The sequence below is a fragment of the Nitratireductor sp. genome (assembly GCF_017794765.1).
Lineage (GTDB): Bacteria > Pseudomonadota > Alphaproteobacteria > Rhizobiales > Rhizobiaceae > Nitratireductor.
Window position 1 is genome coordinate 1,818,186 of sequence record NZ_CP051236.1, and the last position, 13,637, is coordinate 1,831,822.

The following is a 13,637-nucleotide window of genomic DNA, read 5'->3' on the forward strand; positions in this document are numbered from 1 at the left end:
CTCTTGAACGCGAAAGACAGACTGTTTCATGGGTATGTTGAAGGATGATGCGGCGCTCCTGGCGCTGTTCGAGCAATTGGCGCTCGCCGCAGGAGCCGCGATCATGCAGCATTATGATGCCGGCTGCGAAGTCCATCAGAAAGCCGATGATACTCCTGTAACGGCGGCCGACCGCGCGGCTGAAAAAGTGATCCTCGACGGGTTCAGGAGTGCCGGGCTTGGAACTCCCTGTGTCTCGGAAGAAGCGGCGTCGGGAGGCGTTATCCCGGCGTGCGGAGATGGCGACTTCATCCTGGTGGACCCGCTGGATGGCACGCGGGAGTTCATCGCACAGCGCCCGGACTTCACGGTCAATATCGGTTTGATCCGTGATGGAGAGCCGGTCGCGGGGGTAATCTTCGCGCCAGCGCGTGATCTCCTTTATTCCGCACGCCCAGGCGCTGCATTTGAAGTCCCGGTGGTCGATGGGCGACCGGCGGAACGCCACACGATCAGGACTCGTCCGCGACAGGACCCGCCTGTTATCGTCGCCAGCCGGTCGCACTGCACTGATGAAACCCGAGCCTTCATCGACCGCCATCCCGGCGCCGAAACGACCTCGATCGGCTCGTCGCTGAAATTCTGCATGCTCGCCCGGGGCGATGCGGATCTCTATCCGCGCTTCGGTCGCACGATGCAGTGGGACACAGCGGCGGGTGATGCGATTTTGCGGGCGGCTGGTGGCATCGCCCGTACGCTGGACGGCGCCCCGCTTACTTATGGCCCAAAGGGCGGAGAGGGGCTGGACGCTTTCGCGAGCCCCTTCTTTATTGCCGAGGGTGCGCCGGCCTGATCAGGTCGGCGGAAGCTCGTTTCTCCATGGCGGATTGGCCCCGGCGCGCGAGACGGTGACGGCGGCGGCGCGCGATGCAAAGGCAATTGCTTTTGCAATCTGCGGGTCATCAAGCGCGGCGATTTTCTCCTTTGTCAGAAGACCTTGCAACTCGAGGGCAGCCAGGAGCGCGCCGTTGAAAGTGTCGCCGGCGCCGACCGTATCGACCACCTCGACGGGCGTTGCCGGTACGAACTGCTTTTGCGATTTGGTGTAGGCGGTTGCGCCCTTGCCGCCATCGGTCAGGATGATCAGGCTCGGGCCTCGTTCGAGCCATCGCGCGATGATCTCGTCTGTGCTGCCGGTTTCTGCAAACCATTCGAGGTCGTCCGCCGAGATCTTGATGATATCGGCCTTTTCGACCATGCGGGCGATGCGCGCGCGGTGGCTGTTCGCATCGGCGATGAATGCGGGGCGAATATTGGGATCGAGCATGACAACACGGCTTTCGGCTTCGCGCGCCATGAGCGTCTCATAGGCCGAACCGCAGGGTTCTGAAACCAAACTGATGCCGCCGAAGAGCATCGCCGAGACGTCGTTTGCGATATTGGGCAGATCTGATGGCTCGATCATGCGACCGGCAGTGCCTTCGTCATAGAAATTATACTCGGCTTGCCCGTCCGCGAGGGTGACGAAGGCGAGCGTGGTGGGGCGGCTTGATATCTGCGCGAGGGAAAGATCCACATGGCTTTCCGCGAGCTTCTCCTTCAGCATCCGCCCAAAAAGGTCGTCTGAAAGCCCGGTGAAAAATCCGCACGCCACGCCAAGGCGCGCAATGGCAATGGCGCTGTTGAAAACCGCGCCTCCCGTATAGGGCGCGAAAGCTGCCTCGCCCTGGCCTGTCTGGCGCGGCAACATGTCGATCAGCGCCTCGCCGCAGCAAAGGATCATGAAAGCCTCCCGTGTGTTTCCTTTTCAGGGGGCTCCCCCTGACAACAAGGAGCCGTCTGGTTACGCGGAAAGGCCTCTCCTTTCAATGGAAATTCCGGCCCTTGGGCAGCACGCGCACATCACGCGGATGCCGCCAGAGGTTCTGCGTGGTGCCAGGCTTTTCCTCCTGTGTCTTAACGCCCTGATCGGACATTGCGGCCATCAGGTCCGGCGTCGTGTCGATGAGACGCCGTGCGACCACGTGGATGACATTGCTTTCCTTCTGCAGAATGCCCTCTACCGTCACCATGCGTGCACCGAAGACGATACGACGAAAACGCTGGAAGACACGCGGCCAGACGATGATGTTGGCGATGCCGGTTTCGTCCTCCAGCGTCATGAAGATCACGCCGCTGGCGGTACCGGGACGCTGGCGTACCAGAACAAGGCCCGACACGCGCACAAAGCGGCCGGCCGGGGTTTCGGCAAGGGCGCAGGTTCTCAGGACGCGGCGTTTTTCGAGCTTTCGACGCAGGAAGGAGACGGGATGCGCCTTGAGCGAAAGACCGAGCGTGCCGTAATCCTCCACCACCTGTTCGCCGGGAAGAAGGTCCGGCAGCGCGACGCTTTCCTCTTCCTGAAGGGGCGTTGCGGCTGCGTTTTTGGCGCTGGAAAAGAGTGGCAGTTCCTCCGCTGCCGCGCGCACGCCCTGATGGCCGCTCAGACCACGCACTTCCCAAAGGGCGGCGCGCCGGTCAAGGCCCAGCGAGCGGAAGGCATCGGCCTCGGCCAGCCGGCGCAGCGAAAACATGTCGATGTCGGACCGGAAATAAAGATCGCGCACATTGGCGAAAGGGCCTGCTTCACGAGCGGCCATGATCTTCAGGCCCACTGCCTCGCGCATGCCATCCACCTGGCGCAAGCCGAGCCGCAATGCATGGCTGATCGCACCGGGCTTTGCTGCCGGCTCCAGCGAGTGGTCCCAGTCGCTGTGGTTGATATCGACAGGTCGCGTCTCGCCGCCATGATCGCGAAAATCACGCACGATGGAGGAGGCAGAATAGAAACCCATGGGCTGTGAATTCAAAAGCGCACACGCAAAAACGTCCGGGTAATGGCATTTTAGCCAGGAGGAGGCGTAGGCGAGCAGCGCGAAACTGGCCGAGTGGCTTTCGGGAAAGCCGTAATCGCTAAAACCTTTCATCTGGTTGAAACAGCGCTCGGCGAAATCGGGCGTGTAATTGTTGGCCAACATGCCTTTGATGAAATCATCGCGAAACTGGTCGATCGTGCCTGTACGGCGGAAGCTTGCCATGGCCCGGCGCAGACGGTCGGCCTTTTCCGGCGAGAAACCCGCGGCCACGATGGCGATCTTCATGGCCTGCTCCTGAAAGAGCGGGACGCCGAGTGTCTTCTGGAGCACGGCACGCAATTCTTCGGAAGGGTAGTCTACATCTTCCTCGCCATTGCGCCGACGCAGATAGGGATGGACCATATCTCCCTGGATGGGGCCGGGGCGGACAATGGCGATTTCGATCACGAGATCGTAGAAGTTTTTCGGTTTCAGACGCGGCAGCATCGACATCTGGGCCCGGCTTTCGATCTGGAAGACGCCGACCGTGTCGGCCCGCTGGATCATGGCGTAGGTGGGACCATCGTTGCGGGGCACGGTGGCAAGCGTGTGGGTTATTCCGTAGTGCTCGTGCAAAAGGTCGAAACTCTTGCGCAGGCAGGTCAGCATGCCAAGTGACAGTACATCCACCTTGAGCATGTTGAGCGCATCCAGATCGTCCTTGTCCCATTCCACCACGGTACGGTTTTTCATGGCGGCATTGGCAACGGGCACGATCTCGCTCAAGGGCGAGTGTGTGAGCACAAAGCCGCCCACATGCTGGGAGAGATGGCGGGGAAAGCCGATCAATTGCCTGACAAGCAGCAAAGTCTGGCGCAGCCGCGGGTCGGTGGGATCGAGGCCGGCTTCGCGCACTTGATCGGCGGCGGGCGTTTTTTCCGAATGGCCCCAGACAAGCCCGGTCATGGCGGCCACCACATCGGGCGAAAGCCCCATGGCCTTGCCCGCCTCGCGCACGGCGCTGCGCGTGCGGTAGGAGATGACGGTGGCGGCAAGCCCGGCCCGGTGGCGACCGTATTTGTCGTAGATATACTGCATCACCTCTTCACGCCGCTCATGCTCGAAATCGACGTCGATGTCCGGCGGCTCGCCGCGCTCGGCGGAAATGAAGCGCTCGAACAGAAGATCGATCTCGGTTGGGTTGACCGAAGTGACGTCAAGGCAATAGCAGACAACCGAATTGGCCGCCGAACCGCGTCCCTGGCACAGGATGGGCGGGTTTTGCGAGCGGGCGAAGCGCACGATATCGTGCACGGTAAGAAAGTAGGCGGCATATTCAAGCTGGCCGATCAGCTTCAACTCATGATCGATAAGAGCTCTGACTTTTGAGGGGATACCTTCCGGGAAACGTTCTTTTGCACCGAGCCAGGTCAGACGTTGCAGCTCTTCCTGTGGGGTGGCGCTTTCACCGTTCGATTCCTTCGGGTAGTCGAAGGACAACGCGTCGAGCGAAAAACGGCAATCATCCATGAGCGTCACGGAGCGGGCAATGGCCTCCTCATGGCCGCGCAGGAGGCGCGCCATCTCTTCCGGAGGCTTGAGATGCCGCTCGGCATTGCGCTCAAGGCGAAAACCCGCATCGTCGATGGTGCAATGGCTGCGAATGCAGGTGAGAAGATCCTGCAAGGGACGGCGCGCCGGCGTGTGATAAAGCACGTCATTGGTGGCGACGAGCGGCGTGCCGCACGCACCTGAGAGTGTGGCAAGACGTTGCTGGCGGGCGCCGTCATTGGCCCGCCGACAGGGCGTGAGCGCCAGAAAGACATCGCCGGGAAAGAGGGTGGCAAGGCGGTGCAAATTTTCCTCGAAATCGGAGCCGAAGTCATAGGGCGGCATGGCAATGAGGCGCTGGCCATGGTCGAGCGCTGCAAGATCGTCCATATGCAGGTGACACTCGCCCTTCGGCGCGCGGCGGTTGCCATCGGTCAAGAGCCGGGTGAGGCGGCCATAGGCCTTCCTGTCAGTTGGGAAACACAATGTTTCAAAACCATCCATAAGCACCAGACGCACACCGACCACGAGGCGGATATTCTGGGCTTTTGCTTCGACATGGGCGCGCACGGCGCCGGCCAGCGTGTTGCGGTCGGCGATACCGACGGCGGCATGGCCAAGCCGGGCGGCCTCGGCCACCAGTTCGCGCGGATGGGAGGCGCCGTGTAGAAAACTGTAATTGCTGGTGACGCCAAGTTCGGCGAAGGCAGGGGGAGGCGGAGCAGAGCGCGATTGGGGTATGGATGCGGTGGCAGAGATGTCGCTATCTGCCCCCCTGGGCTCTTCAAAGGTGATGACCGGCTCGGTGGTTTTCCCGTTCATGCGAAGACCCCGTGAAGGAACCAGCGGGGGGCTTCCTCATCGCGCTCGTAGAGCCCGTCGCGGAAAAGCCAGAAGCGCCGGCCTGTATCATCCTCGATACGAAAATAGTCGCGTGTCTTGCGGCTGGCACCGAATGGCGCGCGCCACCATTCGGGTGCGATGCGTTCCGGTCCCTCGGCGCGGATGACGCGATGCATCACACGCCGCCACTCAAACCGGGTGGGCGGCCCGTCGGGCACTCCGGCAAGCGTGGTGACGAGCTCGGGTACAGAAAAGAGAAAGAGTGGCCGGGCAAAAGAGGCCCCATCCTGAATATGCTGAAGGTGAGCCTGCCAGTCATGCTCCCCGGCTCCATTGAGAACCGGGATGGAATGGCTCGCGCGTTCAGGCAAAAAGCTTTCATGGGGTGCAGCCCGGGTGACATTCTGCGCGCCGAAACGGTTGACGAGCCGGTCCAGAAGGGGAGCAAGGTCGCCAACGCGGATGGCGCGCAGATCCTCGCCCAGATCCTCCTGTCGCATGGTGAGGGTTTCAACGGTCAGGGCAGTGAGGCTCGCTGCCTCGAAGCCGAAACCAGCGCGATCGGTGATGCGCTCGAGACGCTCGCCAAGCAGTTGGGCGAGGTGTCCGGCATCGCGCGTGGCTGTGCTGGTGGCAAGCGGCAGGGCCTCGAACCAGCCATCGACACGAAACAGGCGCAGCTCCACCCGACGCGCGCCTTTTCCAGCCTTTTCCAGCTTCACACACAGGTCGCATGCAAGGCGCTGAATGGCGATTTCGATTGCCTCCTCCGTGACAATGGGCTCGGCAAAACGGCAGTGCGCGGCATGAAGAAGGGGCGGATTGAGCGGGCGAAAGCTTTCTTCTTCATGACCAAGCGCTTCGTCCAGCCGACGCAGGGCAAATGGCCCAAAGCGGGCGGCGAGCGGCGCCCGCGGCCTGCCGATCAGGTCTCCCACATGTTTGAGACCCAGCTTCTCCATGGCCTCGACAGTGTTCTGTTCCAGCCGCAGGGCACACACGGGCAGGGGCATCATATGCTTGTGGAGCGTGTCGCGCGATACGATGAGCTTTTCGACCGGCGCGTGGCGGGCCAGCGCCCATGCGCCGCCAATGGTGGGCGCCAGAGCTAGCCGTGCGGTGAGGCCGAAGCCGTCGAGTTTTTTTGCCAGCGTGTCCACCAATGCGGCCTCACCGCCGAAGAGATGGGCGCAGCCGGTGATGTCGAGGCTTACCCCGTCGGGGAAATCAGGCCGCGTGAAGGGTGAAAAACACTGGCACCAGAGCGCCAGGCGGATGAGCGCGCGCTCGTCACCCTGAAGATCGGCATGAGCGACCCTGAGGGCAGGGTGAATGGCGCGCGCATCCGCCAGCGCCATCCCCGGCAAAAAGCCGAGCGCTCCGGCTGCCCGGTTGAGAGCGGTGATACGTTGTCCGCTGTCCGTGGTGGTGACGAGGACCAGCGGCTCATCGTCACGAGGCTGCCGCCCAGGTCCGGGAGGTGTCGCGCTGCCAGAACGCATGGTCCGGCGCTGGATCGGCCAGCGGGGCAGGAAGACGGAAAGAAAGCGTTTCATGATCCCACTCCACATCCCAGTGTTGCGATAAACGGCGGGAGAGGCCTTGCCTGCATTTGAGAAGCTGAAGCCGCCAGTGCGGCGCTCCAGGCCCTGCCTGACCGGGGTAGAACTTATGGCTGGGCAGAGTGCTGACAGACCAGCGGGTTTCAGCGGCCGTGTTTTCGGCGCAGGTCTGGCGACCGCGCATGAGGAGGGCCGTGACGCCATGACGTGCCGCTCGCAGGCCAAGACGGCGGCTGGCGGCAAAGTCATAGGCGCGGGCCTGGTCCGGCAAGAGGCCGGCGACGGCGGCAAGAGGGGCATGGGAAAGCCCTTCCTCAAGCGCCCAAAGCACATCGATCGGCTTGCGTGCCTCCACCTGGATCAGCCGGTTCGGGTCAAACCCGAGGGCTGCAAGCCCGGGTGGATAAAGCGCGCCGGCGTTGCTGGAAAGATGCGCAGGAACCACCAATAAGACGGGTCCCGGCCGCTGACGGAGAAGGCGTGCCAGAAGACAGACGCCGAAGCCGATTCCGGCAGTGAAATCGCCATGACCGGCCGGCAGGACCTCGTGCAGCGCGCCGGTCTTGAGACCGTGACCGGGCAGGGCGCCATCAAGCGCTTCCGGTCCGAGCGAAAGAGAGGGACGGGGCGCTGAAGCAAACCTTTCCTGAGGGGCAATGCGGCTGCGCAGGGCCTCAAGAACGCTGCCCATTTTTTCGGGTGGTGTCGTGGCTGCTCTTTCTCCGCTGGTATGCTGAACCGGGCCAGCGCCAGGGGGAAAAGTTTCCTGAACCGGCTTCACTTCAACGGCCTGTTTCATGGCGCAGCCTCCTGGCGTAGCCCGAAAGGCGTGGCAGGCCCCACGGAGTTCTGCGCCATTGGCCGCATCGTCGATTTTTCCGGATTCAAGTTTTCAGCACCCGCCTCCAGCAGGTTGATTGGATTCACCTTTTCTCTCTTGTCAGGGAGGGGTGGCGGTATGTGAAGAAAATCTTCCAGCAGACGCTCAGGCTGGTGCGCCGGGTTGCGGACGCCATGAGCGCAAAGCCTGGCGAAGGGGCAGGCCGTCCTGTTTTTTCTGGCGCAAAAGTTTCGTCCGAGCTCCTGCATCAGAATGTGGTGCTGTTCGGTCTCTCCCGCTCCCCACCGGTCAGGAACCTGTCGGTTGAGAAGACGAATCGACCGTTCCGGCGACGCCTGTTCGGGGATAAGTCCAAGACAGTTGGCGGCGCGCCAGTGGGCCGTGTCGACGACAAGGACGCGCTTTCGCAATGTGCTCATATTGAGGGTGGCCGTGCTGGTTTTGGGACCGACACCATAAATACGCTCCAGCCAGGACAAGGCATCATCGACCGGCCAGCCATGCAGGAAATCGAGACTGAGACCCCCGCTCAGGCTGGCGATCTCCTGCAGGGCACGGGGCAGGGCAACGGCTTTGCGATCCGCATGGGTAATGCCTTCGAGCAGGGGATCCAGTTCGTGAAAAGAAGCTTCGGCCAACCGGGCCCAGGAGCCTTTGAACCTTGCCACTTCGAAATGTTCGACAAGCCTGACAAACACCGCCAATGCTGCCTCATTGCGTGTTCTGGCGCTAAGCATCGCCAGAAGCATTTGACTGACCGGATCGAGACGCACGAAAGCGGCGGGCGGTCCGAAGACAGCCAGCAAGCGCTGATGGAGGCTTTCGAGCCGATCGAAAGGCACAAGAGGCAGAGTGTATTGCATCCCCGCACAATAAGAACAAAAAGAGAACAAATCAATCGTTCTATGTCCCCGGAATGGGGCTGTGTGGAGAAATAAAAAGCCGCCAGACGCTCGGCCCCACGGCAGGCACGATCTGTCTGACGGCTTACTCCAGCGCTCTTATGGCGTTTTCCTGGAGAGTCCCCTCCGGACTCACAGGAAGAGAAGCATCAAGCGTGCCAAACTCGCTTCGCTCCGTTTTTTGACGGATTTTCATAGGGTTGGCCGAGCTGTGTCTGGCTGTGTGCAAAGTGTTTTGAGGATATGATGGCGCGCAGGCAGGCACTCTGCCCAGATTAGAGGCAGAAGGCATCTCCCGTGCGCGGAAAGATCTTCAGTTTCAGACGGCCACTTCCAGCCGGTTACGTCCGGTGGATTTGGCACGGTTGAGCGCCGTGTCGGCCTGCCCCAGTGCAATCCAGAAACTTTCCTTGCGAGGAAGTGGCGTGTGCAGCCCCACACTGACGGTCAGCTCAATCTCGATGCCGTCCAGATGAAATGGCGTCTCGGCAACCGCTTTCTGGATGCGCTCAGCGAGCCCGAGGGCGCGTTCAGCATCGTAGGCCGGCAGAACAAGCGCAATGGCCTGGCCGCCGAAGCTCGCCACCATGTCAGTCTGCCGAACGGCGGACTGAACGACTGAGGCCACATGGCGCAATGTCTGCTCGCCGGCCGCATGACCATGGGCTTCGACCACCTGGTCAAACGCGTCGATATCGATCAGGGCCATGGAGTAGGGCTGACCCGCCCAGTTCATGGCGGCTGCAAGTTCCGGCCCCAGCTTGTCGAAAACCCGTCTGTTCAATAGTCCGGTCGTGGTATCCGTGGTTCCCAATGGTGCCTCCTTCAAGCGCTGCGGGCCGACATGCGAGCGCTGCAATTCGAGAATGCGGCCAATGACCACCGCGGCGATTACATTGGCGACAATAGCAACAGGCGCGACTTCTCCCAAGGCCTTCATGGCGATTTCCCTGGGCAAGAGGAAAACCGGGATCAATGTGACCGATGTAAGAAGCCCGATGCCGACCAGCGCCGGCATCGATACACGGCGTCCCTTCACCATCTGGGCAAAGGCGACACTGATAACGCTGCAGATCAACACCGCCAGCACACCGCTTGCCACCGCGGTTCCGCCAAGCCACAGACGACCGAGGATCGCCACCAGAGCGGTGGCGGTTAACGTGATCCAGCCACCATAGGTCATTGCAAGAACGACAAAGACATTGCCAATGTCAAAGGAGAGGCCGGACGAGGACGCGGCGGAGAAGAAGACAGGGCCTGTTGCGCCCAGCGAAAACAAAACAGATACAAGAAGATGGCGCTGCAATGATGTCAGGGGTAGCCGGGCGGCGCGTTCATAAAGAAGCGCTGCGATAACAGCAACACCCAGGCCTTGCAGGAATTCGGACGCCAGAGAAAGCATATCCATAAGGTCAATCTCCGCAGATGCCTTATCATTGCTGGGACGCGACAAGCCAGTCCAGGGCCTTGAAAACAATTATTTCCAGGCGGAGGGTCAAAGGCGGATTCTTCTCGAATTCCGACAGAAACCCCATGCTTCTTCAGGAAGCATAACCCCTGTTACTTCATCTGCTTCGCAGTATGACTGATAAGGTGGAGAAATTACAATAAAATCCCGGCATTCGGTTCCGTTTTGAGAAGAATGCATCGCCGGTAGATGGCACCTTCCGTAAGGTAACATCATCTTTACGAGATCGAGCTAATCCTATGCGGCAAATGGGGCGGTGGGATGAGCTGGTTTCAGTCGGCGTTTGACAGATTTTACAAACTGCGGATCTGGCAGCAGGCCTGCTTTGTCACGCTCTTTTCCGTTGTGGCTGCCGAAGCGCTTACCTTCGTCTTCTACTCCATCTTCTTTTCAGACCGCCTTTTACTTGATCTGATGCTGACCGCGTTCATCACGATCGTGATCGCCTATCCCATCTCCTACATCTTTCTGCGCAAGACGGCGATGGTTGCCAAACTGGCTGCGGAGCTGGACATGGCAGCTACCACGGATTTTCTGACAGGTTTGCGCAACCGGCGGGATTTCATGCGGATTGCCGGTGAAACGATCAGCTCGACAGCCTCATCGGCGGGCGCCGTCCTGATTATCGATGTGGATCATTTCAAGCGCATCAACGACCGTTTCGGCCACGCAGAGGGCGACCGCGTTCTTGTCCTGATTGCCGAAGCCATCCGGCAGAGCGTCCGCGCAAACGATGTCTGCGCCCGCATTGGCGGGGAGGAGTTCGCGGTTTTCATGCCGGGCGCCGATCTGCCGCTTGCTCGCGCGATTTGCGAGCGCATTGCGATTACCTGCCGCCTTGTCGGTTGCGGCACCAGCGTCGAGGGAATCTCCACGACCGTCAGCATCGGTATTGCAGTTCATGGCCCCTTGCAGTCTCTGGACGAGGTTATCAAGGAGGCCGATGCGATGCTCTACAAGGCGAAACAGAATGGCCGTGACCGTGTCATGCATCATGCACCGCACGAGATCGTCGCGTAGCCTGCTCCCGATCCGTACTGAAGGATCTACTCTATCTCGATGTGAAAGACCGACCAGACCCAGCTGCGCTCTTCCTCTTCGGGTGCCTTTCGGCCGCTCGTGTCATAAACAAGCCAAAGGGGCCCGAGCCCGCCGATCCCGAGCGGCTCTCCCCCGACCTTCATGGCAAGAACCCATTCACGCGACGCCATTTTTTCCGCGCTCATCTCCAGACCGAAGCCATCAAGTGCATAGAGCGTGGCCGTATCACCAGCCGCACCGGCTGTGGTGAGTACATCCTTCAAAAGCGGGCCTTCCATCGTCAGTGGGCGTGGCCAGTCTTCGGTATCTGCATTCACCGTGACGGATTTTTGCGGAAGAGCTGCAAGGGCCTCCCAGTCGAATGAGTAGGCCTTTTCGAAGGTCTTGTCGTGAAACTTGAGAAAGCCATCGAAAAAAGGATCGAACGCTTCCCGGTTGGTTTTGCCGATGGCACCGCTGACAGTAAGAAGTGTGCCCTCGGCAAGCGCAGTAGGCACAGCTGAGCAGAACAGCGGGACGACGACGGACATTGAAGTCAGAAGAGTGCGCATGATCCCCTCGGATAATGTCGTGTCAGGTTGAATGGCGAGCCTAAACGCACGCTCTTAACGTCGTGTTAAGAAATGGAACGGGCTGATAAGGCGCACCGCATCTACCAGCCTGGCGTTACCGGCCACTGCCGTCTCGCGAAGGCCAGTTGCCAGCTTCGACACTGGCAAGCAGCGCACGCGCCTTGGCCAGCCATTCCGCTCGTACAGACGGAGGTTGCGCCTTCCAGTTTCCGCGTTCCAATGCTGCAAACATAGTCCGCGCGGTGATCTCATATCTATCCATAGCGGAAGAACTAGCGCTGCACGGCCTGACGACAATGGCGCAAACGAGGAATGCTGACATGTATCTTCAGCATCCCATGAGGGCAGCGCAACGAAATTTCGCTTTTGCGGGAAAACTGGTCGGAGTGGCAGGATTTGAACCTGCGACCCCCTCGTCCCGAACGAGGTGCGCTACCAGGCTGCGCTACACTCCGTGACCAGACGGCGGGCTTATAGCCGCCGTCTCTCGACTGCGCAAGATCAAACCGTCATCAATATGGGCTTTCAACGTTTCCCATTTCCACATAGACGGATTTGACCTGTGAATAATGGGTGAGTGCCGCCATGGCATTCTCGCGCCCGAAGCCGGACTGCTTCACGCCGCCGAAGGGAAGTTCGACTGGTGTCAGATTGTAGGTGTTGATCCAGCAGGTTCCAGCCTTCAGCGCCCCGATCACACGGTGGGCGCGGGCGAGATCCTTCGTGAAGACGCCGGCTGCCAGTCCGAAAGGTGTGTCATTGGCGCGCTCGACCACCTCATCCTCGTCGTCGAAGGTCAAAACGCTCATGACCGGACCGAAAATCTCCTCACGGGCAATGCGCATCCGATCGGTGACGTTCGTGAAGATGGTCGGCTCGACATAAAAACCGTCTTCGAGGCCCTGAAGCCGTGGCGTGCCGCCGCCGTGATGCAGGGTCGCGCCGTCCTCGCGGCCGATCTCGATATAGCGCCGTACCTTGTCATACTGCGCCTTGCTGACGAGCGGGCCAAGATGGGTTTCGGGATCGAGTGGATCGCCCAGACGAATGGCGCTGGTACGCTCGGTGAGGCGTGACAGGAAGCGTTCATGGATGTCTTTCTGGACGAAGACGCGGGTTCCGTTGGAGCAGATCTGGCCCGTCGAATAGAAATTGCCGAGCATGGCGCCGCCAATGGCGTTTTCCAGATCGGCATCATCGAATACGATCAGCGGCGACTTGCCGCCGAGCTCCATCGTCGCCGGTTTCATCTCGCCGCCGGCAAGCGCCTGAACCTTTTTGCCGGTCTCGACGGAACCAGTGAGCGAGACCTTGGCGACTTCTGGATGGGAAACAAGCGCGGCGCCGACATCGCCCAGCCCCTGAACCACATTGAAGAGGCCGTCGGGCAGGCCGGCCTCGGTGAAGATTTCTGCCAGTCTTAGGGCTGAAAGCGGGGTCACCTCGGACGGCTTGAACACCATCGCATTGCCCATGGCCAGCGCAGGACCGGATTTCCAGCCGGCGATCTGGATCGGATAATTCCAAGCGCCGATACCGATACAGACCCCGAGCGGCTCGCGGCGCGTATAACCGAAAGACCCGCCAAGCTCGACCTGCTCGCCATTGAAGGTGGCGACCGCCCCGCCGAAGAATTCGAGCGCCTCGGCAGCGGAGGGCGCGTCGGCGACAAGCGTTTCCTGCAATGCCTTACCAGTGTTCAGCGTTTCGAGCCTGGCAAGCTCCTCATTGTGCTCAAGCAGAAGATCTGCCGCCCGGCGCAGGATGCGGCCGCGCTCGACCGGCTTCAGCTTCGCCCATGCGGGCTGGGCAGCGCGCGCCGCCTCGATGGCGAGCTCGACAATGTTAGGCGTAGCCGAATGGACGCGGGCGATGATCTCGCCGGTGGCGGGATAGACGACCTCTATCACCTCGCCCTGTTCGTCCTCGACATGTCGGCCATTGATGTAGTGCGATGCTTTGGGCTGCGCGCGCATGAATTCTCCAGCTTCCGGAACGGGGCATCGTTTCATGAAAACGCGGTCCCGATCCATTCAATTTTCCG

Annotated in this window: 10 protein-coding genes and 1 tRNA gene; 2 read left to right on the plus strand and 9 right to left on the minus strand. The window is 60.6% G+C overall.

The window, feature by feature from the left end; all coding sequences use genetic code 11:
- Positions 1-28: 28 nt before the first annotated feature.
- Positions 29-832 (plus strand): 3'(2'),5'-bisphosphate nucleotidase CysQ, encoded by an 804-nt coding sequence (cysQ, locus tag HF949_RS08570; protein WP_292899898.1) that lies wholly within the window; start codon positions 29-31, stop codon positions 830-832.
- On the opposite strand, the gene HF949_RS08575 is transcribed toward cysQ, so the two are convergent.
- From HF949_RS08575 to HF949_RS08600, 6 genes are all read right to left on the minus strand, one after another.
- Positions 833-1,762, minus strand: coding sequence for a carbohydrate kinase family protein (locus HF949_RS08575; RefSeq protein ID WP_292899900.1), 930 nt, complete (start codon positions 1,760-1,762; stop codon positions 833-835).
- A gap of 82 nt (positions 1,763-1,844) precedes the next feature.
- A complete protein-coding gene (locus HF949_RS08580; RefSeq protein ID WP_292899902.1) occupies positions 1,845-5,186 on the minus strand; it encodes an error-prone DNA polymerase in 3,342 nt (1,113 codons plus the stop codon).
- A complete protein-coding gene (locus HF949_RS08585; RefSeq protein ID WP_292899904.1) occupies positions 5,183-6,763 on the minus strand; it encodes a Y-family DNA polymerase in 1,581 nt (526 codons plus the stop codon). Before HF949_RS08585 ends, HF949_RS08580 begins: the two co-directional genes overlap by 4 nt.
- Positions 6,660-7,568, minus strand: coding sequence for an ImuA family protein (locus HF949_RS08590; protein ID WP_292899906.1), 909 nt, complete (start codon positions 7,566-7,568; stop codon positions 6,660-6,662). The genes HF949_RS08585 and HF949_RS08590 overlap by 104 nt, the downstream gene beginning before the upstream one ends.
- Positions 7,565-8,473: an endonuclease III domain-containing protein gene (locus tag HF949_RS17640; protein WP_441338394.1), complete on the minus strand. Its 909-nt coding sequence runs from the start codon at positions 8,471-8,473 to the stop codon at positions 7,565-7,567. The genes HF949_RS08590 and HF949_RS17640 overlap by 4 nt, the downstream gene beginning before the upstream one ends.
- A 358-nt stretch (positions 8,474-8,831) precedes the next feature.
- Positions 8,832-9,920, minus strand: coding sequence for a diguanylate cyclase (locus HF949_RS08600; RefSeq protein ID WP_292899910.1), 1,089 nt, complete (start codon positions 9,918-9,920; stop codon positions 8,832-8,834).
- Between the two features lie 321 nt (positions 9,921-10,241).
- Here HF949_RS08600 and HF949_RS08605 point away from each other — a divergent pair, with 321 nt between their 5' ends.
- Positions 10,242-11,000: a GGDEF domain-containing protein gene (locus HF949_RS08605; RefSeq protein ID WP_292899911.1), complete on the plus strand. Its 759-nt coding sequence runs from the start codon at positions 10,242-10,244 to the stop codon at positions 10,998-11,000.
- A gap of 26 nt (positions 11,001-11,026) precedes the next feature.
- Here HF949_RS08605 and HF949_RS08610 read toward each other — a convergent pair whose 3' ends face one another.
- The 3 genes from HF949_RS08610 to betB form a co-directional block, all read right to left on the minus strand.
- Entirely contained in the window at positions 11,027-11,572 is a 546-nt protein-coding gene (locus HF949_RS08610) for a hypothetical protein (RefSeq protein ID WP_292899913.1), read from the minus strand.
- A 399-nt stretch (positions 11,573-11,971) separates the two neighbouring features.
- A tRNA-Pro gene (locus tag HF949_RS08615) sits at positions 11,972-12,048 on the minus strand.
- A 57-nt stretch (positions 12,049-12,105) separates the two neighbouring features.
- The gene (gene betB, locus HF949_RS08620) at positions 12,106-13,569 is read right to left on the minus strand and encodes a betaine-aldehyde dehydrogenase (protein ID WP_292899915.1); all 1,464 of its coding nucleotides are present in this window, start codon (positions 13,567-13,569) and stop codon (positions 12,106-12,108) included.
- Positions 13,570-13,637: the final 68 nt, after the last annotated feature.

What these genes read in the sequence shown, in the direction of transcription:
- HF949_RS08610 (WP_292899913.1), bottom strand. Translation starts at nt 11,572, where the DNA reads ATGCGCACTCTTCTGACTTCAATGTCCGTCGTCGTCCCGCTGTTCTGC.
- HF949_RS08600 (WP_292899910.1), bottom strand. Translation starts at nt 9,920, where the DNA reads ATGGATATGCTTTCTCTGGCGTCCGAATTCCTGCAAGGCCTGGGTGTT.
- HF949_RS08575 (WP_292899900.1), bottom strand. Translation starts at nt 1,762, where the DNA reads ATGATCCTTTGCTGCGGCGAGGCGCTGATCGACATGTTGCCGCGCCAG.
- HF949_RS17640 (WP_441338394.1), bottom strand. Translation starts at nt 8,473, where the DNA reads ATGCAATACACTCTGCCTCTTGTGCCTTTCGATCGGCTCGAAAGCCTC.
- cysQ (WP_292899898.1), top strand. Translation starts at nt 29, where the DNA reads ATGGGTATGTTGAAGGATGATGCGGCGCTCCTGGCGCTGTTCGAGCAA.
- HF949_RS08590 (WP_292899906.1), bottom strand. Translation starts at nt 7,568, where the DNA reads ATGAAACAGGCCGTTGAAGTGAAGCCGGTTCAGGAAACTTTTCCCCCT.
- betB (WP_292899915.1), bottom strand. Translation starts at nt 13,569, where the DNA reads ATGCGCGCGCAGCCCAAAGCATCGCACTACATCAATGGCCGACATGTC.
- HF949_RS08585 (WP_292899904.1), bottom strand. Translation starts at nt 6,763, where the DNA reads ATGAAACGCTTTCTTTCCGTCTTCCTGCCCCGCTGGCCGATCCAGCGC.
- HF949_RS08580 (WP_292899902.1), bottom strand. Translation starts at nt 5,186, where the DNA reads ATGAACGGGAAAACCACCGAGCCGGTCATCACCTTTGAAGAGCCCAGG.
- HF949_RS08605 (WP_292899911.1), top strand. Translation starts at nt 10,242, where the DNA reads ATGAGCTGGTTTCAGTCGGCGTTTGACAGATTTTACAAACTGCGGATC.